22 protein-coding genes are annotated in these 23,645 nt (G+C 59.5%); 16 read left to right on the forward strand and 6 right to left on the reverse strand.

Annotation, left to right across the window (positions count from 1 at the left end; genetic code table 11):
* Positions 1-8 precede the first annotated feature (8 nt).
* Positions 9-461: a ribonuclease HI gene (gene rnhA / locus QFX16_RS13610; RefSeq protein ID WP_008152099.1), complete on the forward strand. Its 453-nt coding sequence runs from the start codon at positions 9-11 to the stop codon at positions 459-461.
* A gap of 132 nt (positions 462-593) precedes the next feature.
* Here the strand turns inward: rnhA and QFX16_RS13615 are convergent, their stop codons facing one another.
* A complete protein-coding gene (locus tag QFX16_RS13615; RefSeq protein ID WP_283184326.1) occupies positions 594-896 on the reverse strand; it encodes a DUF2388 domain-containing protein in 303 nt (100 codons plus the stop codon).
* Positions 897-1,083: 187 nt separating this feature from the next.
* Between QFX16_RS13615 and dnaQ the strand changes: the two genes are divergently transcribed.
* The 3 genes from dnaQ (at position 1,084) to QFX16_RS13630 (ending at position 4,854) form a co-directional block, all read left to right on the forward strand.
* Positions 1,084-1,842: a DNA polymerase III subunit epsilon gene (gene dnaQ, locus QFX16_RS13620; protein ID WP_283184327.1), complete on the forward strand. Its 759-nt coding sequence runs from the start codon at positions 1,084-1,086 to the stop codon at positions 1,840-1,842.
* A 127-nt stretch (positions 1,843-1,969) separates the two neighbouring features.
* Entirely contained in the window at positions 1,970-4,225 is a 2,256-nt protein-coding gene (locus QFX16_RS13625) for an Orn/Lys/Arg family decarboxylase (RefSeq protein WP_283184328.1), read from the forward strand.
* Positions 4,226-4,239: 14 nt separating this feature from the next.
* Complete coding sequence (locus QFX16_RS13630; RefSeq protein WP_283184329.1) at positions 4,240-4,854, forward strand: GNAT family N-acetyltransferase; 615 nt, start codon at positions 4,240-4,242, stop codon at positions 4,852-4,854.
* Here the strand turns inward: QFX16_RS13630 and QFX16_RS13635 are convergent.
* Together QFX16_RS13635 and QFX16_RS13640 are read right to left on the reverse strand one after the other, a co-directional pair.
* Positions 4,820-5,713, reverse strand: coding sequence for a LysR family transcriptional regulator (locus QFX16_RS13635; RefSeq protein ID WP_283184330.1), 894 nt, complete (start codon positions 5,711-5,713; stop codon positions 4,820-4,822). The two genes, QFX16_RS13630 and QFX16_RS13635, sit on opposite strands and share 35 nt — an antisense overlap.
* An 88-nt stretch (positions 5,714-5,801) precedes the next feature.
* A complete protein-coding gene (locus QFX16_RS13640) occupies positions 5,802-6,062 on the reverse strand; it encodes a hypothetical protein (RefSeq protein WP_074876303.1) in 261 nt (86 codons plus the stop codon).
* A gap of 175 nt (positions 6,063-6,237) precedes the next feature.
* Here QFX16_RS13640 and QFX16_RS13645 point away from each other — a divergent pair, with 175 nt between their 5' ends.
* Entirely contained in the window at positions 6,238-6,798 is a 561-nt protein-coding gene (locus QFX16_RS13645) for an NADPH-dependent FMN reductase (protein ID WP_283184331.1), read from the forward strand.
* Positions 6,795-6,923 (forward strand): hypothetical protein, encoded by a 129-nt coding sequence (locus QFX16_RS13650; RefSeq protein ID WP_283184332.1) that lies wholly within the window; start codon positions 6,795-6,797, stop codon positions 6,921-6,923. Before QFX16_RS13645 ends, QFX16_RS13650 begins: the two co-directional genes overlap by 4 nt.
* A 42-nt stretch (positions 6,924-6,965) precedes the next feature.
* Here QFX16_RS13650 and QFX16_RS13655 read toward each other — a convergent pair whose 3' ends face one another.
* Entirely contained in the window at positions 6,966-7,916 is a 951-nt protein-coding gene (locus tag QFX16_RS13655) for a DUF1853 family protein (protein WP_283184333.1), read from the reverse strand.
* A gap of 107 nt (positions 7,917-8,023) precedes the next feature.
* On the opposite strand from QFX16_RS13655, the gene QFX16_RS13660 reads away from it, so the two are divergent.
* From QFX16_RS13660 to QFX16_RS13695, 8 genes are all read left to right on the forward strand, one after another.
* Positions 8,024-8,914, forward strand: a complete 891-nt coding sequence (locus QFX16_RS13660) for an NAD(+) kinase (protein ID WP_007906781.1) — start codon at positions 8,024-8,026, stop codon at positions 8,912-8,914.
* Complete coding sequence (locus QFX16_RS13665) at positions 8,914-9,885, forward strand: metallophosphoesterase (protein ID WP_283184334.1); 972 nt, start codon at positions 8,914-8,916, stop codon at positions 9,883-9,885. The genes QFX16_RS13660 and QFX16_RS13665 overlap by 1 nt, the downstream gene beginning before the upstream one ends.
* The gene (locus QFX16_RS13670; protein WP_283184335.1) at positions 9,882-10,751 is read left to right on the forward strand and encodes a rhomboid family intramembrane serine protease; all 870 of its coding nucleotides are present in this window, start codon (positions 9,882-9,884) and stop codon (positions 10,749-10,751) included. Before QFX16_RS13665 ends, QFX16_RS13670 begins: the two co-directional genes overlap by 4 nt.
* 33 nt (positions 10,752-10,784) lie before the next feature.
* Positions 10,785-11,045 (forward strand): YeaC family protein, encoded by a 261-nt coding sequence (locus QFX16_RS13675; protein WP_008152127.1) that lies wholly within the window; start codon positions 10,785-10,787, stop codon positions 11,043-11,045.
* A complete protein-coding gene (locus tag QFX16_RS13680; RefSeq protein ID WP_076031239.1) occupies positions 11,042-11,872 on the forward strand; it encodes a DUF2797 domain-containing protein in 831 nt (276 codons plus the stop codon). The genes QFX16_RS13675 and QFX16_RS13680 overlap by 4 nt, the downstream gene beginning before the upstream one ends.
* Before the next feature lie 10 nt (positions 11,873-11,882).
* Positions 11,883-14,540 carry an aminopeptidase N gene (gene pepN / locus QFX16_RS13685; protein WP_283184336.1) on the forward strand — a complete coding sequence of 886 codons (2,658 nt, stop codon included), beginning with the start codon at positions 11,883-11,885 and terminating at the stop codon, positions 14,538-14,540.
* A gap of 300 nt (positions 14,541-14,840) precedes the next feature.
* Positions 14,841-15,914, forward strand: coding sequence for a WD40/YVTN/BNR-like repeat-containing protein (locus tag QFX16_RS13690; protein ID WP_283184337.1), 1,074 nt, complete (start codon positions 14,841-14,843; stop codon positions 15,912-15,914).
* Between the two features lie 28 nt (positions 15,915-15,942).
* Positions 15,943-18,327, forward strand: coding sequence for an efflux RND transporter permease subunit (locus tag QFX16_RS13695; protein WP_283184338.1), 2,385 nt, complete (start codon positions 15,943-15,945; stop codon positions 18,325-18,327).
* A 70-nt stretch (positions 18,328-18,397) separates the two neighbouring features.
* On the opposite strand, the gene QFX16_RS13700 is transcribed toward QFX16_RS13695, so the two are convergent.
* Positions 18,398-19,117: a FadR/GntR family transcriptional regulator gene (locus tag QFX16_RS13700; RefSeq protein ID WP_046049561.1), complete on the reverse strand. Its 720-nt coding sequence runs from the start codon at positions 19,115-19,117 to the stop codon at positions 18,398-18,400.
* Positions 19,118-19,237: 120 nt separating this feature from the next.
* Complete coding sequence (locus QFX16_RS13705) at positions 19,238-20,974, reverse strand: IlvD/Edd family dehydratase (protein WP_283184339.1); 1,737 nt, start codon at positions 20,972-20,974, stop codon at positions 19,238-19,240.
* Between the two features lie 193 nt (positions 20,975-21,167).
* On the opposite strand from QFX16_RS13705, the gene QFX16_RS13710 reads away from it, so the two are divergent.
* Positions 21,168-22,490, forward strand: coding sequence for an MFS transporter (locus QFX16_RS13710; protein WP_283184340.1), 1,323 nt, complete (start codon positions 21,168-21,170; stop codon positions 22,488-22,490).
* A 156-nt stretch (positions 22,491-22,646) separates the two neighbouring features.
* Positions 22,647-23,639, forward strand: a complete 993-nt coding sequence (araD1, locus tag QFX16_RS13715; RefSeq protein ID WP_283184341.1) for an AraD1 family protein — start codon at positions 22,647-22,649, stop codon at positions 23,637-23,639.
* The last annotated feature ends 6 nt before the right edge of the window (positions 23,640-23,645 follow it).

The following is a 23,645-nucleotide window of genomic DNA, read 5'->3' on the forward strand; positions in this document are numbered from 1 at the left end:
AGATTGGCATGAGCGATAGCGTAGAACTCTTCACCGACGGCGCCTGTAAAGGCAATCCTGGCCCTGGCGGCTGGGGCGCTTTGCTGGTGTGCAAGGGCATAGAAAAAGAACTGTGGGGCGGCGAAGCCAACACCACCAACAACCGCATGGAGCTGATGGGCGCGATCCGCGGCCTTGAGGAACTCAAGCGCTCCTGCGACGTGCTGCTGGTCACCGACTCGCAGTACGTGATGAAAGGCATCAACGAGTGGATGGACAACTGGAAGAAGCGCGGCTGGAAAACCGCCGCGAAAGAACCGGTGAAAAACGCTGATCTGTGGAAGCTGCTGGATGAGCAGGTCAATCGCCACAACGTCACCTGGAAATGGGTGCGCGGGCACATCGGTCACCATGGTAACGAGCGGGCTGACCAATTGGCCAATCGTGGCGTGGATGAAGTGCGTGGTTACAAACAGGCCTGATTCAGTTTCTGCCAATACACCGCGTCGCGGCCATCGCGAGCTTGCTCGCGATGAACGATGACGCGGTATTCCTGAAAGACTGCATCGCCTGCATCGCCTGCATCGCGAGCAAGCTCGGCTCCTACAAGACCTTTACAGCATCAATATGGCGGTGGCCAGTTGTTGGTCTGAGTACTTATCCATTACCTCCCCACGAATCCGCTTAAACGCCGCCTCAATTCGCGCTCCGCGAATCTCCCCCTCACTCGCCACAAACGCCGCCGCATCATCCTTCGCCGCCAACACGATCTTGTCATCGCTGAACGACCCACTGGTGCCCTTGGTCGAGCTCAGCGTGAGGCTCACCGTAACATCGGTACTGATCACGAAACTGGTGGCCTGGGCCCCGGTACCCAGCAGGCAGGCACTCAGTAAAAGAAAACGTACGGTCTTCATGACGAACTCAATCCATCGCAAGTAAGCAATGCACGCTAACAAGCCACCTGCCGCCAGACTTTATGAACTTTGCTAATGATTGTTAAAAACTGCATGAGCGCAGGTCACTTGGCGTGGCGCGCTGGATCCCGCGGGCGTGTTAACATCGCCGCTTTTGCACGAATGATCCGTTGAGAGCTGAGCACTGATGGCCACCAGATCCGTTGTACTCGATACCGAAACCACCGGCATGCCGGTGACCGACGGCCACCGGATTATCGAAATCGGTTGTGTCGAGTTGATCGGTCGGCGCCTGACGGGCCGGCATTTCCACGTTTACCTGCAACCGGACCGCGAGAGTGATGAAGGCGCCATTGGCGTCCACGGCATCACTAACGAATTTTTGGTCGGCAAGCCGCGCTTCACTGAAGTGGCCGATGAATTTTTTGAATTCATCAAGGGTGCGCAGTTGATCATCCATAACGCGGCGTTCGACGTTGGCTTCATCAACAACGAGTTCGCCCTGATGGGCCAGCACGATCGTGCGGACATCACGCAGCACTGCTCGATCCTCGATACCCTGATGATGGCCCGGGAACGTCACCCGGGGCAGCGCAACAGCCTCGACGCCTTGTGCAAACGCTATGGCGTCGACAACTCCGGTCGTGAACTGCACGGCGCTTTGCTCGACTCCGAGATCCTCGCCGACGTTTACCTGACCATGACGGGCGGCCAGACCAGCCTGTCCCTGGCTGGTAATGCTTCCGACGGCAATGGTTCCGGGGAAGGAGCGGACAATTCCGCCACCGAGATCCGCCGTCTGCCGGTCGATCGTCAACTGACGCGTATCATCCGTGCCAGCGAAGATGACCTGGCCCAACACGTGGCACGCCTGGAAGCCATTGCCAAATCCGCCGGCGCCCCGTCGCTCTGGCAGCAACTGGCCGAGGCCAAGGCTCAGGCCTGATTTGCTGGCCACATGATGGTGCATCCGTTGACCCACATCAGGGCATCGCGCTCGCCACAAGCGCTCGAACCCTCTACCCTGAGGTGATTGGCGGACCACGGTCTGCCGCCTCAGGACACTGAGCCTCATGTATAAAGATCTGAAATTCCCGGTCTTGATCGTCCATCGCGACATCAAGGCCGACACCGTCGCCGGTGATCGCGTGCGTGGCATCGCCCGGGAGCTGGAGCAGGAAGGCTTCAGCATTGTCTCGGCGGTGGATTACACCGAAGGGCGTCTGGTTGCCTCGACCCATCACGGTCTTTCCTGCATGTTGATTGCAGCCGAAGACGCCAGCACTCACTCTAATCTATTGCACAACATGGCCGAACTGATTGGCCTGGCGCGGGTGCGTGCGCCTGACTTGCCGATCTTCGCGCTGGGTGAGCAGGTGACCTTGGAGAACGCTCCGGCCGACGCCATGGCTGAACTCAATCAGCTGCGCGGGATTCTTTATCTGTTCGAAGATACCGTGCCTTTTCTGGCCAGGCAGGTCGCTCGAGCGGCACGCAAATATCTGGATGGTCTGCTGCCGCCGTTTTTCAAAGCGCTGGTGCAGCACACGGCCGACTCCAACTATTCCTGGCACACACCCGGCCATGGCGGCGGCGTGGCGTACCACAAGAGCCCGGTGGGCCAGGCGTTTCACCAGTTCTTCGGGGAAAATACCCTGCGTTCCGATTTGTCGGTGTCGGTGCCGGAACTCGGTTCTTTGCTCGATCACACCGGTCCGCTGGCAGAAGCCGAGGCCCGTGCTGCCCGCAATTTCGGCGCCGATCACACTTTCTTTGTGATCAATGGCACCTCGACCGCCAACAAAATCGTCTGGCATTCGATGGTCGCTCGCGATGACTTGGTGTTGGTGGACCGCAACTGCCACAAGTCGATATTGCACTCGATCATCATGACCGGCGCCATTCCGCTGTACCTGTGCCCGGAGCGCAATGAGCTGGGGATCATCGGCCCAATTCCATTGAGCGAATTCAGCCGCGAATCGATTCAGGCCAAGATCGACGCCAGCCCGCTGACCAAGGGCCGGGCGCCCAAAGTCAAGTTGGCGGTAGTGACCAATTCGACGTACGACGGCCTCTGCTACAACGCTGAGCTGATCAAGCTGCAGTTAGGCAACAGCGTCGAGGTCTTGCACTTCGATGAGGCCTGGTACGCCTACGCGGCGTTTCACGAGTTCTTCGCAGGACGTTACGGCATGGGCACTTCCCGAAGTGAAAACGGCCCCCTGGTGTTCACCACCCATTCCACCCACAAACTGCTGGCGGCGTTCAGCCAGGCGTCGATGATTCACGTCCAGGACGGCGGCGCGCGGCAGCTGGATCGGGATCGCTTCAATGAAGCGTTCATGATGCACATCTCCACCTCGCCGCAGTACAGCATCATCGCTTCGCTGGATGTGGCGTCGGCCATGATGGAAGGCCCCGCCGGGCGTTCGCTGTTGCAGGAAATGTTCGACGAAGCGCTGAGTTTCCGCCGGGCGCTGGCCAACTTGCGCCAGCACATCGCCGCTGACGATTGGTGGTTTTCCATCTGGCAGCCGCCGTCGGTGGAGGGTATCAACCGTGTGGTCACCGATGACTGGCTGCTGCAACCCGACGCCGACTGGCACGGCTTTGGCGGCGTGACCGACGACTACGTGCTGCTTGATCCGATCAAGGTCACGTTGGTGATGCCGGGCCTGACGGCAGGCGGCGCCCTCAGCGAGCGCGGGATTCCGGCGGCGGTGGTCAGCAAATTCCTTTGGGAACGGGGGTTGGTGGTTGAAAAGACCGGGCTGTATTCATTCCTGGTGTTGTTCTCCATGGGCATCACCAAGGGCAAATGGAGCACGCTGCTGACCGAGTTGCTGGAGTTCAAGCGCAGCTACGATGCCAATGTCAGCCTCGCGACGTGCCTGCCGTGCGTGGCGCAAGAGAATGTTGCGCGCTATCAGGGCATGGGGTTGCGCGATCTGTGCGATCAACTGCACGCCTGCTATCGAAGCAATGCCACGGCCAAACACCTTAAGCGCATGTACACAGTGCTGCCGGAAATCGCCATGAAGCCGTCTGACGCCTATGATCAATTAGTGCGTGGCGAGGTTGAAGCGGTGTCGATCGATGCTCTGGATGGGCGGATCGCCGCGGTGATGCTGGTGCCGTACCCGCCGGGGATTCCGTTGATCATGCCCGGCGAGCGCTTTACGGAGTCGACGCGCTCGATCATCGATTACCTGGCGTTTGCCCGTACGTTCGACAGCAGCTTCCCGGGGTTTGTCGCTGATGTGCACGGCTTGCAACACGAAGACGAGGGCAATGGACGGCTGTATACCGTCGATTGCATCAAGGAGTGAGGACCTTTCCCAGTATGCAACCGGTCATGAATCCGAAATACCCAGGGCTGTCGGTGCGCGTTGCCGACGATGGTTTTGCAGCCTACATCTGGGGCAGCGATTTCAGTTTTGAAGTCGCGGCCTACGGCGCAGCCGAAATCGGTAAACCGGTGGAGCAGTGGCCGGTGACGCCGATCACACCCTATCGCAAGTGCTACGGCATCGATCCCGAAGAGTTCAGCAGTTTCCGCGATGCTGCTGACAGCGCTATTTTCATGGCTTATCTCGATGATGAGCCGGTGGGTCACCTGGTGGTCAGCACCAACTGGAACGGCTTTGCCCATATCGACGAGCTGGCGGTGCATGCGCCGGCGCGCCGTCATGGCGTGGCCAAGGCCCTGCTGGATGTGGCGCAATTCTGGAGCCGCAAAAAGAAACTGCCGGGCATCATGCTTGAAACCCAGAACAACAACCTTGGGGCCTGCCGACTCTATGAGCGCCGCGGTTACGTCTTGGGCGGAATCGATCATTTGCGCTATCGCGGGATCGATCCGAACACCGCCGAAGTGGCGCTGTTCTGGTATCGATTGTTCGATAATCCGCTGGAAGCCCCGGTTAGTTCGCCAACATCGCCACGGCTTGTTCCGTGATGATGCCCAGCAATGCCTGAACCGCTGGCGATGGCTCGCCGTTCTTGAGGGTCAAGGCATAAAGGCTGATCGGCACGGCTGGCGCCAGCGGGCAGGCATCCAGCCCGGCCGATTTGGCTCCGAGGGCGGTGAAAGGGTCGACGATGGCCAGGCCTTCACCGGCCTCGACCATGCTGCGCATCATCTGATGAGTCTGTACCCGGGTCTGAATGACCGGGGCAGGGCGAAGGGCATGTAGCTTGTTTTCCAGCGCCGGGCTCAGCGGATCATGACCTTCCAGGCCCACCATCGATTGGCCGGCCAGGTCCTGCAGCGAGATGTACTTTTGTTTGGGTTGCAACCAGCCGTGGGGCGCAAGCAGTTGAAGCTTGCCTTGGGCAATCACCTGGCAATGAATGTCGGCGTGATCGGGGTCATGCAGGCTCAGTCCCAGATCGCTTTCGCGCAGCAGCAGGTTTCTGACGATCTCGCGGGTAGGTTGACTCAGGAGGGTGCAAGGCGCGTCAGGAAGGCGTCGGCGCAGGGCGGCAATGCTCTGTGGCAATAGCTGCTGTGCCAGGGGCGGCGTGCAGACGATCCGCAAGGGCGGAGCCTGATATTGCTTGAGGCTGTTGGCCAGCCGCTGAACCGGCTCGAGCGCTTCATAGACGTGGGTGATCTGGACCTGCAACTCCCGCGCCTCGCGCGTGGCCTGCAAGCGTCCACGCACGCTGGAAAACAGCATGAAACCCAACTGATCCTCGGCGTCGCGCAGAATTTCTTCGACTTCGGCCACAGGCAACTGCAGCCATTCGGCGGCGGTGCCCAGGTGACCAGTCTGCAAGAGCGCCTGGATCACTTCGATATGACGTAAACGCATGCGTGAAGTCCATGTTCAGCAGGTGAGGGAGTCAGTGGCTGAATCCTAACTCAAGTGCGCGCATATGACTTCTGCTCATAACACGGGGTTATGAAGCGACGTTGGTTTCCGGCAGGTTACCAACATAGGTGTCGGGTTCGCGCACGATGGTCACGTCCGACTGCACCAGCAAAAACTGGTTGTCATCGAGTTTCCGTACGCGGTCGCCAATGGCCAGCTTATAAGTGGTGACAGGCACCGAGCCGGTGAGACCGTCTGCCGACGGGGTGGATTCCTGGAACTCATGCACGGAATAAACGCGGCCTTCCGCGTCTCTTGCATGGAACTGACCGACGAGTACTGCTGCCATCTGCTTAGAACCTCTGGGGATAAATCACTCAATTTGCGGCTCTGTAGACCGTGGTTGGGCGAGGTAAGTTTTCCTACAGGAAAAAAATAGTCAGGGGCGGCGTTTTCAGTCGCCCACTGGTTGAATCGTCATCTATAACTACAAGCTCTTTCCATCGGACAGTCGAGAATCTTCCATGAGCAACGTCTATACGATCGCTGTACTGGTCGGCAGCTTGAGAAAGGAATCGATCAATCGCAAGGTGGCCCTGGCCCTGGCCGAGCTGGCGCCTGCCAATCTCAAACTGGTTATCGTCGAAATCGGCGATCTGCCGCTCTACAACGAGGACATCGATGGTGCTTCACCGCCGGCAGCCTACAGCACTTTCCGGCAACAAGTGAGCTCATCCGACGCGGTGCTGTTCGTGACCCCCGAATACAACCGTTCGGTGCCTGCGCCGATGAAGAACGCGATCGATGTGGGTTCGCGTCCCTATGGCAAGAGTGCCTGGAGCGGCAAGCCCGGAGCGGTGATCAGTGCTTCGCCGGGCGCTATCGGTGGTTTTGGCGCCAACCATCACCTGCGTCAGTCCATGGTGTTTCTGGATGTGCCTTGCATGCAGCAACCGGAAGCCTACTTGAGCGGCGCCGGTTCAGCGTTCGACGAGGCGGGTAACCTGTCCGAGTCGCTCAAACCGTTTCTGCAAAAATTCATCAATGCTTATGGTCTTTGGGTCGAACAACACAAGAAACTGTGACAAACCGCCTGGGTTACGGGGTGCTGGCCAGTCGGCTACAGATCATTGCTTCCATTTCCGACAGCCACGCGCCGATCTGCAGCCCGGCGACGTTGGCGGCGCTGGCTGTGCGGTTGACCATTTAAATTGAGTTGGCCCCATCGCGGGCCAGTTCAATCACCAACAAACTAGCCACTGCCAGGCACATTCGGCCAAAGATCCGCCACCAGGAACAGCCGCTCGGCTTCCTCCCAATCGCCCTGGGCGTTTTCTGTGAGTCGCACCAGCAACTGCGCCGGGGCCAGTGGCTCCAGAATGCTGAGCCAGGCATTCAGCTGTTCAGTGCTCCAGGTCTGCTCCACTGGATAGTGCGCCGGTGCCAGCCAGGCATGGCGGGGCAGGGGTTGCCAGCGACCGAACGGGCGCTGCACGACGAAGTCTGCCCAGTCCTTCTGATGCAGCCAGCTACCGCGTAAATGCTGGGGATGTGCGCCAATCGGTGGCTCGGCCGGTCCCGGCCACGGATACAGCAAATAGCCGCCCAGCCACAAATGCGCGCTGAACTGCTGGATATCCAGCGCCGCCAATACTTCGCGGCTCTCCGGACGCGCCGAAATCGGCAATTGATGCTGCGTCAGATGGGCCAGTTTGCGGTCCAGTCGATCGTGGCAACCGGGACCGAGCCACTGCGCCGTGTCGTGTCCGTCGCCATTTTGCGGGCCAAGGTAAAGTTTGATCGCCAGTTCCAGATGATGCACGCCGTCACGATCGCGCAGCAGCATGTCCAGCTCTCCCAGCGTGTGGCCTTCGCGGCGGATCGGCATGTTGGCGGCAATCAGGTCGATACCCGGCGCGTGCCGCACGGCGTATTGCCAGAGGCGTTCGTAGTACAAGCCCAATCGCCGGGTTCGGGCCTGCGCCAGCCAGTGCAGCAAGTCATAACTGTCGTGATCGAGTTGCCGCAGCCACTGTTCCAGACGCTCCGGTGCTTGTACCCAGTCACTTCCTGTCAGCGGGTGACGCTGCGGCCACGTCGTGACGCCAAGCATCGGCGGCGCGAGGATGGCCCAGGCCAGGTCGCGCACTTCGGGGTGGCGCAACTGGTGGGGTAACTGCAGCAAATCGGGAAAGAGGATCATCTTGCGAGCATAGCCTCAATCGTGAGTACACCGTTGTGGCTGAAAGGATTTTGTCTATCCCGCGCTTTCGCCCATAATCGTGTTTTTCGCCGCCGCGCAGGAACCTCATGGAGCAATTTCGTAATATCGGCATCATCGGTCGCCTGGGCAGTTCTCAGGTGCTGGATACCGTCCGCCGACTGAAACGGTTTCTGCTCGATCGTCACCTGCACGTGATCCTCGAAGACACCATCGCCGAAGTGCTGCCGGGTCATGGCTTGCAAACCTCGTCGCGCAAGATGCTCGGCGAAGTATGTGACATGGTGATTGTGGTCGGTGGTGACGGCAGCCTGCTCGGCGCCGCTCGCGCGCTAGCCCGGCACAATATTCCAGTGCTCGGCATCAACCGTGGCAGCCTAGGCTTTCTGACCGATATTCGCCCCGATGAGCTGGAAGTCAAAGTCGCCGAAGTGCTCGACGGCCACTATCTGGTCGAGAACCGCTTCCTGCTGCAAGCCGAAGTTCGTCGTCATGCCGAGGCCATCGGTCAGGGCGACGCGCTGAACGACGTGGTGCTGCACCCCGGCAAATCGACGCGGATGATCGAGTTCGAACTGTACATCGACGGCCAGTTCGTCTGCAGCCAGAAGGCCGACGGCCTGATCGTCGCCACGCCCACCGGTTCGACCGCCTACGCGCTGTCGGCGGGCGGGCCGATCATGCATCCCAAACTCGACGCTATTGTGATTGTGCCGATGTATCCCCATACCTTGTCGGGCAGGCCGATTGTGGTCGATGGCAACAGTGAGCTGAAAATCGTCGTGTCCAAAGATATGCAGATTTACCCGCAAGTCTCCTGTGACGGGCAGAACCACTTCACCTGCGCGCCGGGTGACACCATCACCATCAGCAAAAAGGCTCAGAAGCTGCGGCTGATTCACCCGCTCGACCACAACTACTATGAAGTCTGCCGGACCAAACTCGGCTGGGGCAGCAAGTTGGGTGGTGGAGGCGACTGATGCTCGATCCCGCGCGTAGCTACGACCTGATCGGTGACGTGCACGGTTGCGCTCTGACCCTTGAGCACTTGCTCGACCGGCTCGGTTACCAAAAACACGGTGGCGTCTGGCGGCATCCGTCGCGCATGGCGGTGTTCGTCGGCGACATCATCGACCGCGGTCCGCGGATTCGCGAAGCGCTGCACATCGTTCACGACATGGTCGAAGCGGGTCAGGCGCTGTGCATCATGGGTAACCATGAATTCAACGCCCTCGGCTGGTGCACTCCGGCGCCTCCGGGCAGCGGCAAGCAGTTCGTGCGTGAACACACCCCGCGCCATGCCCGTTTGCTGAACGAAACCCTGACCCAATTCGAAGACCATCCGGCTGACTGGCATGACTTCCTGCAATGGTTCTATGAGATGCCATTGTTCGTCGATGCCGGGCGTTTCCGCGTGGTGCATGCCTGCTGGGACGCGGGGCTGATCGAACCATTGCGCGCTTTATTCCCCAACGGTTGCGTCGATGAACATTTCCTCCAGGCCTCAGCCGTACCGGGCAGTTTCGCCTGCACCGTGTTTGACCGCCTGCTGCGCGGCACCGACATGCGCTTGCCTCATGGTCAGACCATGACCAGCGGCGATGGCCTGACGCGTTCGTTTTTCCGCACCAAGTTCTGGGAAGACGACCCGCAAACCTACGGAGATATTGTGTTCCAGCCTGACGCCTTGCCCGAACCCGTGGCCCAGACGCCGCTGTCGTCCACTGAAAAAGACACCTTGCTGCGCTATGGCATCGATGAGCCATTGTTGTTCGTGGGCCATTACTGGCGCAGCGGCAAACCGGTGCCGATCCGGCCGAACCTGGCCTGTCTGGATTACAGCGCGGTGCTTTACGGCAAATTGGTCGCCTATCGTCTGGACCAGGAAACCCGCCTCGACCCGCACAAATTTGTCTGGGTCGATGTCGAGCGGCCGGAGGTGCTGCGATGAGTGCCGTTGCTGTTTTACGGCTGCCGCTGGCGGTGGACTTGAGCGGGTTCGTCAAACTGCTGCAACGCATGCAGGTGCCGCATCGGGTCAGTGAAGAGGCGGGCGAGCAAGTGCTGTGGGTGCCGGCCAACATCAGCGAAGACGTGCGCACGTTGTACGAACGCTTCCCGGCCGGTGATCCCGATCAACAGCTGGACATTCCGGTGGCGCAAACCATAAAGCGCCCAAGTTTCGTCGAGCAACTGCGCCACGCCAAGGCGACAGCGTTCGTGTTGCTGCTGAGCCTGCTTGTCGGCGCGGTGACGCTGCTGGGCGAAAACCTCGACACGATGCGCTGGCTGACCTTCCTCGATTTTCGCGTTGTCGGCGAGTACATCCACTTCGTGCCATTGGCCGACAGCCTGGCGGCGGGGCAATGGTGGCGTCTGGTGACACCGATGCTGATCCACTTCGGCATCCTGCACCTGGCCATGAATGGCATGTGGTATTGGGAGCTGGGGCGGCGCATCGAGTCGCGCCAGGGCAGTATCAACCTCATCGGCCTGACGTTGCTGTTCGGGCTGGTCTCGAACTACGCCCAGTTTGTTTTCAGTGGTCCGACGCTGTTTGGCGGCTTGTCCGGCGTGCTGTACGGCTTGCTCGGGCATTGCTGGATCTTTCAGCTGTTGTCGCCAAACCCGGCTTATCGCCTGCCGCGCGGCGTGCTGGTGATGATGCTGGTGTGGCTGCTGCTGTGCCTGTCCGGGCTGGTCTCGATGATCGGCTTCGGTGAAATTGCCAATGCGGCCCACGTCGGCGGGTTGCTCATCGGATGCTTGACCGGTTTGTTGGGTGGTTTGTACAACCGCCGTAAACTGGCCGTCTAACTAGTTATGTCAATAAAGAGCGCGGAGCCCTTGATGTCCTCTTTTAACGAAATGATCAACAACATCACCCCCGATATCTACCAGAGCCTGAAACTGGCGGTGGAAATCGGTAAATGGTCCGACGGTGGCAAACTCACCGCCGAACAACGCGAACTGTCGCTGCAAGCGATGATCGCCTGGGAAATCCAGAACCTGCCCGAAGACCAGCGCACCGGTTATATGGGCGTGCAGGAGTGCGGCTCCAAGTCGATCGAAGTGCCGAATATCCTGTTCAAATCGGATGCCGTCCATTGATCGAGATTGGGCGCGGTGCAATCAGCAAAATGTCGGCGCGCCTTGACGGGCCGAACGTGCAGTACGCGTTTCGTCTGGACGACGTCGAGGTGCCGGTCAATCCTTTGATCGGGACCACGGTGCGCCTGGAATACCTGGGGGCGATTCATTGCTCCCATTGCGGACGCAAGACCAAAACCAGTTTCAGTCAGGGTTACTGCTACCCGTGCATGACCAAACTGGCCCAGTGCGACATCTGCATCATGAGCCCGGAGCGTTGCCACTACGACGCTGGCACCTGCCGTGAGCCGGAGTGGGGCGAGAAGTTCTGCATGACGGATCACATTGTGTATCTGTCCAACTCCTCGGGGGTGAAGGTCGGGATTACCCGCGCCACCCAGCTGCCGACCCGTTGGATCGATCAGGGCGCTCGTCAGGCGCTGCCGATCATGCGGGTTTCGACCCGTCAGCAGTCGGGCTTCGTCGAAGACCTGTTCCGCAGTCAGGTGGCGGACAAGACCAATTGGCGTGCTTTACTCAAGGGCGACGCGGTGTCGGTCGACCTGGCGCAGGTTCGTGATCAGTTGTTCGACAGTTGCGCCGAAGGATTGCAAAGTTTGCAGGAACGATTCGGCCTACAGGCGATCCAGACCATTGCCGATGTAGAAACGCTCGAAATCCGCTATCCGGTCGAGCAATACCCGGCCAAAATCGTCAGCTTCAACCTGGACAAGAATCCGATCGCCGAAGGCACGCTGTTGGGAATCAAGGGCCAGTACCTGATTTTCGACACCGGCGTAATCAATATTCGTAAATACACGGCCTACCAGCTCGCCGTGCATCAGTAAGGACTCCAGCATGCGCACCGAACAACCGAAGATGATCTACCTGAAGGACTATCAGGCGCCCGAGTACCTGATCGACGAGACGCACCTGACCTTCGAGTTGTTCGAGGACCACAGCCTGGTCCATGCGCAACTGGTGATACGCCGCAATCCTGAACGGGGGCCGGGCCTGCCGCCGCTGGTGCTGGATGGCCAGCAGCTGGAATTGCTGTCGGTGACCCTGGCTGACCGCGAGTTGGCTGAAGCGGACTACCAACTGACCGAGAATCACCTGACCCTGCACCCGACCAGCACCACCTTCACGGTCGACACCAGCGTCAAGATTCATCCGGAAACCAACACCGCGCTGGAAGGCCTGTACAAATCCGGCACGATGTTCTGCACCCAGTGCGAGGCTGAAGGCTTTCGCAAGATTACCTATTACCTCGACCGTCCGGACGTGATGAGCACGTTCACCACCACGGTGGTTGCCGAACAGCACAGCTATCCGGTGTTGCTGTCCAACGGCAACCCGATTGCCAGCGGTCCGGGTGAAGATGGCCGGCACTGGGCGACCTGGGAAGACCCGTTCAAGAAACCTGCCTACCTGTTCGCGCTGGTGGCCGGTGATTTGTGGTGCGTCGAAGACACCTTCACCACCATGACCGATCGTTCCGTGGCGCTGCGCATTTATGTCGAACCGGAAAACATCGACAAGTGCCAGCACGCCATGAACAGCCTGAAGAAGTCGATGCGCTGGGACGAAGAGGTGTACGGTCGCGAGTACGACCTGGACATCTTCATGATCGTCGCGGTCAACGACTTCAACATGGGCGCCATGGAAAACAAGGGCCTCAACATTTTCAACTCCAGCGCCGTGCTGGCCCGCGCTGAAACCGCGACCGACGCCGCACACCAGCGGGTTGAAGCGATCGTCGCCCACGAATACTTCCACAACTGGTCGGGCAATCGCGTGACCTGCCGCGACTGGTTTCAGTTGTCGCTGAAGGAAGGCTTCACCGTGTTCCGCGATTCGGGCTTCTCCGCCGACATGAACTCAGCCACGGTCAAGCGCATCCAGGACGTGGCGTACCTGCGCACCCACCAGTTCGCCGAAGACGCCGGCCCCATGGCTCACGCCGTGCGCCCAGACAGCTTCATCGAGATTTCCAACTTCTACACCCTGACCGTGTACGAAAAGGGTTCGGAAGTGGTCGGCATGATCCATACCTTGCTTGGGGCCGAAGGCTTCCGCAAAGGCAGCGATCTTTACTTCGAACGCCATGACGGCCAGGCCGTGACCTGCGACGACTTCATTAAAGCAATGGAAGACGCCAACAGTGTCGACCTGACCCAGTTCAAACGCTGGTACAGCCAGGCAGGCACACCGCGCCTGGTAGTCAGCGAGTCATACGACGCGGCGGCGAAAACCTACAGCCTGACGTTCCGTCAAAGCTGCCCGGCAACCCCGGACAAGGTTGAGAAGTTGCCGTTCGTGATTCCGGTCGAGTTGGGCCTGCTGGACTCCAAAGGTGCGGCCATTGCGTTGCGTCTTTCCGGTGAAGCCAGCGCTCAGGGCACCTCACGGGTTATTTCGGTGACCGAAGCCGAGCAGACGTTCACCTTCATCGACATCGCGGAACAGCCATTGCCTTCGTTGCTACGTGGCTTCTCGGCGCCGGTGAAATTGAGCTTCCCGTACAACCGCGATCAGCTGATGTTCCTGATGCAGCACGACAGCGACGGTTTCAACCGCTGGGATGCGGGTCAGCAGTTGTCGGTTCAGGTGCTGCAAGAGCTGATTGTTCAGCAGCAAAAGGGCGAGAAACTGGTGCTGGATCAGCGTTTGATTTCTGCCTTGCGCACCGTGTTGTCTGACGAGACGCTGGATCAGGCGATGGTCGCGGAAATGCTCTCGCTGCCGGGCGAGGCGTATCTGACCGAAATCAGCGAAGTGGCTGACGTTGACGCCATTCACATCGCTCGCGAGTTCGCTCGTAAACAATTGGCAGAAGGTTTGTTCGAAGCGTTGTGGCTGCGTTATCAGGCCAATCGCGATCTGTCGAAGAAAACCCCATATGTAGCCGAGGCCGAGCACTTCGCTCGTCGCGCGTTGCAGAACATTGCGCTGTCGTACCTGATGCTCAGCGGCAAACCGGAAGTGTTGGCGGCGACGCTTGAGCAGTTCGAGACCAGCGACAACATGACCGAGCGCCTGACGGCGTTGGCGGTGTTGGTGAATTCGCCGTTCGAAGAAGAGAAGGCCACGGCATTGGCGAGTTTTGCCGAGCACTTCAAGGATAATCCGCTGGTCATGGATCAGTGGTTCAGCGTCCAGGCCGGCAGTGTGTTGCCCGGTGGGCTGGAGCGGGTCAAGGCGTTGATGCAGCATCCGACATTTAATATCAAGAACCCGAATAAGGTGCGCGCACTGGTCGGCGCGTTCGCCGGGCAGAACCTGATCAACTTCCATGCGGCCGATGGTTCGGGTTATCGGTTCCTGGCCGATCTGGTGATCGAGTTGAACGGGTTCAACCCGCAGATCGCTTCTCGGCAGTTGGCGCCGCTGACTCGCTGGCGCAAGTATGACGATGCGCGTCAGGCGTTGATGAAAGGTGAGCTGGAGCGGATTCGTGCTTCGGGTCAGTTGTCGAGTGATGTGTTTGAAGTGGTCAGCAAAAGCCTGGCCTGACTGTGGGTTCGCTCCTACAGCGGTTGATCGTTCCCGCACAGAGCGCGGGAACGATCTTCTGCCACATCACCCCTCCGAATGCCTCCCCATTCAGCCACGCCCGTTATCTCCCCAGTTAACAAAACATAACGTGGCGCCGATTGTCAGACCTTTCCAAACCCCGATAGGATAAGCCAGCTTCCGAAGGGGCTCTAGATTGCGTATTTCAGGACTATGCTCCAGAAAAGGCAATCCCAAAGAGCAGCCCTTGCGGCGCCCTGAAAGGTTGAACGGCCTAACAATAATAATGGGGGAAGGTCTATGAGTGAGCCTGTCATGGGTGTGGGTATCTGCCGCCCGCCGGCATTACGCAAATTCGCGTTGCTGGCTACAGCGCTCTCGCTGTTGGGCTGTGCCGTGCTGTCGGCACCTGTGCTGGCCGCTGCTGCGCCAGCATCCGACATTGTCTATTCCGTTGAATCTGCCAAAGCCAGCAAGAGTCTGATGCTCGACGTCGTGCACGCCGGCAAGCGTCTGGTGGCGGTCGGTGATCGCGGGCACATTTTGTATTCAGATGACCAGGGCGCGACCTGGACCCAAGCCAAGGTGCCGACGCGGCAACTGCTGACCTCGGTGTTTTTCGTCGACGACAAACACGGTTGGGCCGTCGGCCATGACGCGCAGATCCTCGCGAGCGAGGACGGCGGCGTCACCTGGACCAAGCAATTCGAAGATCTGAAACGCGAATCGCCGCTGCTCGACGTCTGGTTCCAGGACGTCAATAGCGGCTTTGCCGTGGGCGCTTACGGCGCGTTGCTGGCCACCACCGACGGCGGCAAAAATTGGGAAGACGCCAGCGATCGTCTGGACAACGAAGACCAGTACCACCTCAACGCCATCGCCGCGGTGAAGGATTCCGGGCTGTTCATCGTCGGCGAGCAGGGCAGCATGTTCCGCTCCGCCGACTGGGGCCAGACCTGGGAGAAGCTTGAAGGTCCCTATGAGGGCTCATTGTTTGGCGTGATCGGCACCGCTCAAGCCAATACGCTGCTGGCCTACGGGCTGCGGGGCAATCTGTTTCGCTCCACCGATTTCGGTACGACCTGGGAGCCGGTTGAGCTCAAGGCCGCTCGCGGTGCGCTGGAATTCGGTCTGTCCGGCGCGACGCTGCTCGACGACGGTTCCATCGTGATCGTCGGCAACGGTGGCTCGGTGATCCGCAGCAACGACAACGGCGAAACCTTCAGCGTGTTCAATCGTCCGGATCGCATTTCCGTTTCGGCAGTCACCGCAGCGGGGAACGGCAATCTGATTCTGGCAGGACAGGGTGGCGTTCGCGTCACTTCGCCAACCGGTGCCGGCGCAGAGAATGGAAAAAACGGGTCGTCCAAATGAGCCGGGCAAATAATAAGAAGGCGGGTCTATGACATCCTTGAGCAGTCATCATCAAGACAAGGCGACGTTTCTTGAACGCCTGATTTTCAACAACCGCCCGGCAGTGATCACCATCTGCCTGCTGGTGAGTATTTTCCTGTTCTGGCAGGCGACGCTGATCCGGCCGTCCACCAGTTTCGAAAAAATGATCCCGCTCGAACATCCGTTCATTCAAAAGATGATGGAGCACCGCAACGATCTGGCGAATCTGGGTAACACGGTGCGGATTTCCGTCGAAGCCACCGACGGCGACATTTTCTCCAAGGAGTACATGGAGACGCTGCGTCAGATCAACGACGAGGTGTTCTACATCTCCGGCGTCGACCGTTCCGGCCTCAAGTCGCTGTGGAGCCCGAGCGTACGCTGGACCGAAGTGACAGAGGAGGGCTTCGCCGGTGGTGAAGTTATTCCGCAGAGCTACAACGGTTCCCAGCAAAGCCTCGACCTGTTGCGCAACAACGTGCTCAAGTCTGGTCAGGTCGGGCGTCTGGTGGCCAACGACTTCAATTCGAGCATTGTCGATATCCCGCTGCTGGAGTCCTACCCGGACCCGCAGGACCAAGGCAAGTTGCTGGCGCTGGACTATCGCAAGTTCTCTCACGAACTCGAAGACAAGATCCGTAACAAATTCGAAGCCCAGAACCCTAACGTGCAGATCCACATCGTTGGTTTCGCCAAGAAAGTCGGCGACCTGATCGATGGGCTGGTCATGGTGGTGATGTTCTTCGGCGTCGCCTTCATCATCACGTTGATCCTGCTCTACTGGTTCACCAACTGCATGCGCAGCACCGTGGCGGTATTGAGTACCACGCTGGTAGCGGTGGTCTGGCAGCTGGGCTTGATGCACTTCTTTGGTTTCGGGCTCGATCCCTACTCGATGCTGGTGCCGTTCCTGATCTTCGCCATTGGTATTTCCCACGGCGTGCAAAAGATCAACGGTATCGCCTTGCAGTCCAGTGAGGCAGACAACGCCTTGACCGCGGCGCGGCGCACGTTCCGTCAGCTGTTCCTGCCGGGGATGATTGCGATCCTCGCGGATGCGGTGGGTTTCATCACGCTGCTGATCATCGACATCGGCGTGATTCGTGAACTGGCCATCGGCGCGTCTATCGGCGTGGCGGTGATCGTGTTCACCAACCTGATCCTGCTGCCGGTGGCGATTTCCTACGTCGGCATCAGTAAACGCGCCGTCGAACGCAGCAAGAAAGACGCGCACCGCGAACACCCGTTCTGGCGCCTGCTGTCGAATTTTGCCAGCCCGAAAGTCGCGCCGGTGTCCATCGCGCTGGCCTTGCTGGCCTTTGGTGGCGGCCTCTGGTACAGCCAGAACCTGAAAATCGGCGACCTGGATCAGGGCGCTCCAGAGCTGCGTCCAGACTCGCGTTACAACAAGGACAACAACTTCATCATCAGCAACTACTCCACCAGTTCCGACGTGTTGGTGGTGATGGTCAAGACCAAGTCCGAAGGCTGCTCGCGCTACGAAGCCATGGCGCCGATCGACGAGCTGATGTGGAAGATGCAGAACACCGAGGGCGTGCAGTCGGCAATCTCGCTGGTGACCGTGTCCAAGCAGATGATCAAGGGCATGAACGAAGGCAACCTGAAATGGGAAACCCTGTCGCGTAACCCGGACGTGCTGAACAACTCGATCGCCCGGGCTGACGGCCTGTACAACAACAGTTGCTCCCTGGCGCCGGTGCTGGTGTTCCTCAACGACCACAAGGCCGCCACGCTGGATCGCGCCGTGCATGCGGTGCAGGACTTCGCCAAGGAGAACAACAAGGAAGGTCTGGAATTCATCCTCGCCGCCGGTAACGCCGGAATCGAGGCCGCCACCAACGAGGTGATCAAGGAATCCGAGCTGACCATCCTGATCCTGGTGTACATCTGCGTGGCGACCATGTGCATGATCACCTTCCGTTCCTGGGCGGCGACGTTGTGCATCGTCCTGCCGCTGGTCCTGACCTCGGTACTCGGTAACGCCCTGATGGCCTTCATGGGCATCGGCGTGAAAGTCGCGACCTTGCCTGTCGTGGCGCTCGGGGTGGGGATTGGCGTGGACTACGGGATCTACATCTACAGCCGCTTGGAAAGCTTCCTCCGTGCTGGTCTGCCGTTGCAAGAGGCGTACTACCAGACGCTGAAGTCCACCGGTAAAGCCGTGCTGTTCACCGGCCTGTGCCTGGCGATCGGCGTGTGCACCTGGATCTTCTCGGCCATCAAGTTCCAGGCCGACATGGGCCTGATGCTGACCTTCATGTTGCTCTGGAACATGTTTGGCGCACTGTGGCTGTTGCCAGCGCTGGCACGGTTCCTGATCAAACCGGAGAAACTGGCGGGGCAGAAGGGCAACTCGTTGTTCGCTCACTGAGCCCAGGCTGAAATAGAAAAGCCGCAACCATGGTTGCGGCTTTTTTATTCGAAGACCTTTTGACTTTGCTCTATGACAAATCGGTACCCAGCACCGCATTCAACGCACTACGCGCATCATCCAACTGCACCAGCGTCGCATGCCGCGCACCCAACGCATCACGATTCTCGATAGCCGTCAGAATTGCCTTGTGCCGGGGCAATGCCAGTTCATGCAGATTTGGTCGCTGGTTGGAATGCTTCAAGGCTTCGGCAATCGCCACCGACAGCATGTTGCACAGGTTCGCCAGCAAGTCGTTGTGTGTTGCATCGGCAATCCGGCTATGGAAATCCAGATCCGGTTGCAGCAGCGCTTCCGGCGTCGGCGCCGCTTCCATGCGTTGGTAGGCTTCACCGATGGAGGCGATGTCAGCGTCCGTGGCGAACTGCGCCGCGAGGGCGGCCGCTGCGGGCTCAATGATGCTGCGTACGCTGGTCAGCAAATCGAAGAATTCATTTTGCGGGCTGCTTTGCATCAGCCAATGCAGCACATCCGGATCGAGCATGTGCCATTCCTTGCGCTGCTTGACCACCGTGCCCACCCGCGGACGGGAATACACCAGACCCTTGGCGACCAATACCCGGGTGGCTTCGCGCAGGACTGGACGGCTGACCGCGTACTCCTCGCACAACAGGGCTTCGGCGGGCAGTTTGTCACACGGCTTGAAGCGTCCGGAAACGATCTGCATGCCCAGTTCCTGGACGATGCGCGAGTGCATGCTTTTGCGGTCGGAGGGTTTGCGGTAATCCATGGGGAACGGCGCGATCCTGGGCGAGGGGGTGCCGCGCATGATAACAGGCGCGGCGAGGACGGTCGCCAGAGCAAGCACAGTCCTGAATCAGATGAAATTCATCTGTAGGAGCATGGGTGATCAGTGAGAGTGGCGGGGAACTTCAGAACCGCGGCAGCCGACCAGGAAGTCGAAATCGCAACCCTGATCCGCCTGCAGGACATGATCAATGTACAGCTGACGATAGCCACCCACGATCAACTGCTGCGGTGGCTGCAGATCAGTCATGCGCGCCGCCAGTTCGGCGTCGGGAATGTCCAGGTGCAGACGACCGTTGGCGCAGTCGAGTTCGATCCAGTCACCTTCCTTCACCGTCGCCAAAGGTCCGCCAGCGGCCGCTTCCGGGGCTACGTGCAGAACGACAGTGCCGTACGCCGTGCCGCTCATGCGCGCATCGGAAATGCGCACCATGTCCGTCACGCCTTGGGCCAGCAACTTGGCCGGCAAGCCCATGTTGCCGACTTCGGCCATGCCCGGATAACCCTTCGGACCGCAGTTTTTCATCACCAGAATCGAGTTGGCATCCACCTCCAGCTCCGGATCGTTGATCCGCGCCTTGTACATGTCGAAGTTCTCGAACACCACCGCACGCCCGCGATGTTGCATCAGTTCGGCGCTGGCGGCTGAAGGCTTGAGCACTGCACCGAGTGGCGCCAGGTTGCCGCGCAAAACACAGATGCCGCCGTCGGCACGGATCGGGTTGTCGAGGGTGCGGATCACTTCGTCCTGGCCATAGATCGGTGCGTCTTTAGTGTTCTCGCCGAGGGTCTTGCCGTTGACGGTCAGGGCGTTCGGATTCGGAATCAGGTTAGCTTCACCCAGACGACGCAGCACCGCTGGCAGGCCACCGGCGTAGTAGAACTCTTCCATCAGGAAACGCCCGGACGGTTGCAGGTCGACGATGGTCGGCATGCCGCGACCGATGCGGGTCCAGTCATCCAGATCCAGCTCGACACCGATGCGCCCGGCAATGGCTTTCAAATGGATCACGGCATTGGTCGAACCACCGATGGCGGCGTTCACCCGAATGGCGTTTTCGAAGGCTTCTTTGGTGAGGATTTTCGACAGCTTCAAATCTTCGCGAACCATCTCCACCGCGCGCATGCCGGACATGTGCGCCAGCACATAACGACGCGCATCGACCGCTGGAATCGCTGCGTTGTGGGGTAGGGAAGTGCCCAGTGCTTCAGCCATGCAGGCCATGGTCGACGCGGTGCCCATTGTGTTGCAGGTACCGGCCGAGCGGGACATGCCACCCTCGGCCGCAAGGAAATCGTCGATGGTAATCGTGCCGGCTTTCACCTGTTCACTGAGCTGCCAGACCACGGTGCCCGAGCCGATATCCTGGCCCTTGTGCTTACCGTTGAGCATCGGCCCGCCGGTGACGACAATGGTCGGCACGTCGCAACTGGCCGCACCCATCAACAACGCCGGGGTGGTTTTGTCGCAGCCGGTCAGCAGCACAACACCGTCAATCGGGTTGCCGCGAATCGCTTCTTCGACGTCCATGCTCGCCAGGTTGCGAGTGAGCATGGCGGTCGGACGCAGGTTCGACTCGCCGTTGGAGAACACCGGGAATTCCACGGGAAAGCCCCCAGCCTCGATCACCCCACGTTTGACGTGCTCCGCAATCTGGCGGAAATGCGCGTTGCACGGGGTCAGTTCCGACCAGGTGTTGCAGATGCCGATGATCGGCTTGCCGTGGAACTGGTGGTCGGCGATGCCCTGATTCTTCATCCAGCTGCGGTACATGAAGCCGTTCTTGTCGGCAGTGCCAAACCATTGGGCGGAGCGCAGGGTGGGTTTCTTATCAGACATGATCGGTTCTCTTATTGTATGACTATATTGTTCGGGATGAGGCGTAACATAAGCGCAAATTCGGCTGTTTGGAAGTGTTGTTGCGTAAATAGTATTACTATATAGTCCGTTTCAACGGAGGGATTGCCCTGGCGGTTTTCCGCGAGAGGCGTCTCCCGAGGTTCTATAACAACAACAATCGGAGACCGATCTCATGAGCCAGGAACTGCGGCTTATTCGTCGCATCACGCTGAAACTGATTCCCTTCCTGATCCTGCTGTACCTGATCGCCTATGTGGATCGTTCCGCCGTAGGCTTCGCCAAATTGCACATGGGCGCCGACCTCGGCATCGGTGACGCCGCTTACGGGCTGGGTGCAGGGCTGTTTTTCATTGGCTATTTCCTGCTGGAAATCCCCAGCAACCTGATGCTCGAACGCTTTGGCGCGCGGCGCTGGTTCGCGCGAATCATGATCACCTGGGGCGCCATCACCATCGGCATGGCCTTCGTCCAGGGGGCGCACAGTTTCTATGTGATGCGCTTTCTGCTCGGCGCGGCGGAAGCCGGGTTCTTCCCGGGCGTTCTCTACTACATCACCCAGTGGTTCCCGGTGCGCCATCGCGGCAAGATCCTCGGGCTATTCATCCTTTCCCAACCCATCGCCATGTTGATCACCGGCCCGGTGTCCGGCGGTCTGCTCGGCATGGACGGCATTCTTGGCCTGCATGGCTGGCAGTGGCTGTTCATCGTCATCGGCGCCCCGGCGATCCTGTTGACCTGGCCAGTGCTGCTTTGGCTGCCGGACGGTCCGAAACAGGTGAAGTGGATGGACCAGGCCGAAAAGGACTGGCTGACCGGCGAACTGAAAAAGGACCTTGAGGAATACGGTCAGACCCGCCACGGCAATCCCTTGCACGCCCTTAAGGACAAACGTGTGTTGCTGCTGGCGCTGTTCTATCTGCCGGTGACCCTGAGCATCTACGGCCTGGGTTTGTGGCTGCCGACCCTGATCAAGCAGTTCGGTGGCACGGATCTGGTGACCGGTTTCGTGTCGTCGGTGCCGTACATCTTCGGGATCATCGGGTTGCTGATCATTCCGCGAAGTTCCGACCGCTTGAATGATCGCTACGGTCACTTGGCGGTGCTTTACGTGTTGGGTGCCATCGGCCTGTTCCTCAGCGCGTGGCTAACGGTGCCGGTGCTGCAACTGGCGGCGTTGTGCCTGGTGGCCTTCGCGCTGTTTTCCTGCACCGCGGTGTTCTGGACCTTGCCGGGCCGCTTCTTTGCCGGCGCCAGTGCGGCGGCCGGGATCGCCTTGATCAACTCGGTGGGCAACCTCGGCGGCTACATCGGTCCGTTCGTGATCGGCGCGCTCAAGGAATACACCGGCAACCTGGCTTCGGGCCTGTATTTCCTTTCGGGTGTGATGGTGTTCGGGCTGGTGTTGACCGGTGTGGTTTATCGCCTGCTGGAACGCAAGCACGTACTGCCGGCCGACCAGTTCGCTGCCAGCGCCCGTGGCGCTACCCGTACCTGAATCTGAGGATTAACACTAATCAACTGTGGGAGCGAGCCTGCTCGCGATGATGGCCTGATATTCAACATTGATGTCGGACTGAATGGCCTCATCGCGAGCAGGCTCGCTCCCACATTGGTTTTGTGGCGTTTTCGAGTTTGTTCAAAGGAGAAAATCATGCGTTTAGTTCAGTTCGAATTGAGTAACGGCGAGCGCCGGGTGGGCGTGGTCGAAGACGGTCTGGTGCGCGAAGTGCAGGACGCGCGCACGGTTCGCGACCTGGCGTTGGCGGCGATCGAGGCGGGCGTCAATCTTGAGCAACAGGTGAGAAACCTGGGCCTGGGCATCAGCCATGACTATGCAGAGCTGTTGGCCAAACTGCGCATCCTGCCACCGCTGGATCACCCGGACCCGGCACACATGCTGGTCAGCGGTACGGGCCTGACCCATTTAGGCAGCGCGTGGGCACGGGACAAGATGCATCAGCAAGTCGGCGACGAAGCCGCGATGACCGACACCATGCGCATCTTCAAATGGGGCGTGGAGGGCGGCAAACCGACGGCGGGGCAGGCCGGCGTACAACCGGAATGGTTCTACAAGGGCGACGGCAGCATCGTCGTGCGTCCGGGCCAACCGTTCCCGCTGCCACCGTTCGCCGAAGACGCGGGGGAGGAGCCGGAGCTCAGCGGGCTCTACGTCATCGGCCACGACGGCAAACCGTATCGACTCGGTTTTGCCGTGGGCAATGAGTTCTCCGATCACGTAATGGAACGCAAAAATTACCTCTACCTGGCCCATTCCAAACTGCGCAGTTGCAGTTATGGCCCGGAACTTCGGGTCGGTGAACTGCCGGAGCACCTGGCAGGCACCAGCCGCATCCTGCGTCACGGTGAAGTGCTGTGGCAGAACGAGTTTCTCAGTGGTGAGGCCAACATGTGCCACAGCCTGGAAAACCTCGAGTACCACCATTTCAAGTACAGCCAGTTCCTCCGTCCGGGCGATGTGCACATTCACTTCTTCGGCACTGCGACCCTGTCCTTTGCCGACGGCATTCGCACCCAGCCGGGTGACGTGTTCGAGATCAGTCAGGCCGAGTTCGGTGCACCGTTGATCAACGGGATTGCACCGGTTGAAGCAGCGTTCGAGCCTGGCACCGTTGGCACCCTTTAAGGAGAT

This window comes from Pseudomonas svalbardensis (assembly GCF_030053115.1).
GTDB classification, from domain to species: Bacteria; Pseudomonadota; Gammaproteobacteria; order Pseudomonadales; family Pseudomonadaceae; genus Aquipseudomonas; species Aquipseudomonas svalbardensis.

What these genes read in the sequence shown, in the direction of transcription:
- dnaQ (WP_283184327.1), top strand. Translation starts at nt 1,084, where the DNA reads ATGGCCACCAGATCCGTTGTACTCGATACCGAAACCACCGGCATGCCG.
- rnhA (WP_008152099.1), top strand. Translation starts at nt 9, where the DNA reads ATGAGCGATAGCGTAGAACTCTTCACCGACGGCGCCTGTAAAGGCAAT.
- QFX16_RS13635 (WP_283184330.1), bottom strand. Translation starts at nt 5,713, where the DNA reads ATGCGTTTACGTCATATCGAAGTGATCCAGGCGCTCTTGCAGACTGGT.
- QFX16_RS13710 (WP_283184340.1), top strand. Translation starts at nt 21,168, where the DNA reads ATGAGCCAGGAACTGCGGCTTATTCGTCGCATCACGCTGAAACTGATT.
- QFX16_RS13700 (WP_046049561.1), bottom strand. Translation starts at nt 19,117, where the DNA reads ATGGATTACCGCAAACCCTCCGACCGCAAAAGCATGCACTCGCGCATC.
- QFX16_RS13615 (WP_283184326.1), bottom strand. Translation starts at nt 896, where the DNA reads ATGAAGACCGTACGTTTTCTTTTACTGAGTGCCTGCCTGCTGGGTACC.
- QFX16_RS13625 (WP_283184328.1), top strand. Translation starts at nt 1,970, where the DNA reads ATGTATAAAGATCTGAAATTCCCGGTCTTGATCGTCCATCGCGACATC.
- QFX16_RS13660 (WP_007906781.1), top strand. Translation starts at nt 8,024, where the DNA reads ATGGAGCAATTTCGTAATATCGGCATCATCGGTCGCCTGGGCAGTTCT.
- pepN (WP_283184336.1), top strand. Translation starts at nt 11,883, where the DNA reads ATGCGCACCGAACAACCGAAGATGATCTACCTGAAGGACTATCAGGCG.
- araD1 (WP_283184341.1), top strand. Translation starts at nt 22,647, where the DNA reads ATGCGTTTAGTTCAGTTCGAATTGAGTAACGGCGAGCGCCGGGTGGGC.
- QFX16_RS13705 (WP_283184339.1), bottom strand. Translation starts at nt 20,974, where the DNA reads ATGTCTGATAAGAAACCCACCCTGCGCTCCGCCCAATGGTTTGGCACT.
- QFX16_RS13690 (WP_283184337.1), top strand. Translation starts at nt 14,841, where the DNA reads ATGAGTGAGCCTGTCATGGGTGTGGGTATCTGCCGCCCGCCGGCATTA.
- QFX16_RS13655 (WP_283184333.1), bottom strand. Translation starts at nt 7,916, where the DNA reads ATGATCCTCTTTCCCGATTTGCTGCAGTTACCCCACCAGTTGCGCCAC.
- QFX16_RS13665 (WP_283184334.1), top strand. Translation starts at nt 8,914, where the DNA reads ATGCTCGATCCCGCGCGTAGCTACGACCTGATCGGTGACGTGCACGGT.
- QFX16_RS13670 (WP_283184335.1), top strand. Translation starts at nt 9,882, where the DNA reads ATGAGTGCCGTTGCTGTTTTACGGCTGCCGCTGGCGGTGGACTTGAGC.
- QFX16_RS13695 (WP_283184338.1), top strand. Translation starts at nt 15,943, where the DNA reads ATGACATCCTTGAGCAGTCATCATCAAGACAAGGCGACGTTTCTTGAA.
- QFX16_RS13675 (WP_008152127.1), top strand. Translation starts at nt 10,785, where the DNA reads ATGTCCTCTTTTAACGAAATGATCAACAACATCACCCCCGATATCTAC.
- QFX16_RS13640 (WP_074876303.1), bottom strand. Translation starts at nt 6,062, where the DNA reads ATGGCAGCAGTACTCGTCGGTCAGTTCCATGCAAGAGACGCGGAAGGC.
- QFX16_RS13645 (WP_283184331.1), top strand. Translation starts at nt 6,238, where the DNA reads ATGAGCAACGTCTATACGATCGCTGTACTGGTCGGCAGCTTGAGAAAG.
- QFX16_RS13630 (WP_283184329.1), top strand. Translation starts at nt 4,240, where the DNA reads ATGCAACCGGTCATGAATCCGAAATACCCAGGGCTGTCGGTGCGCGTT.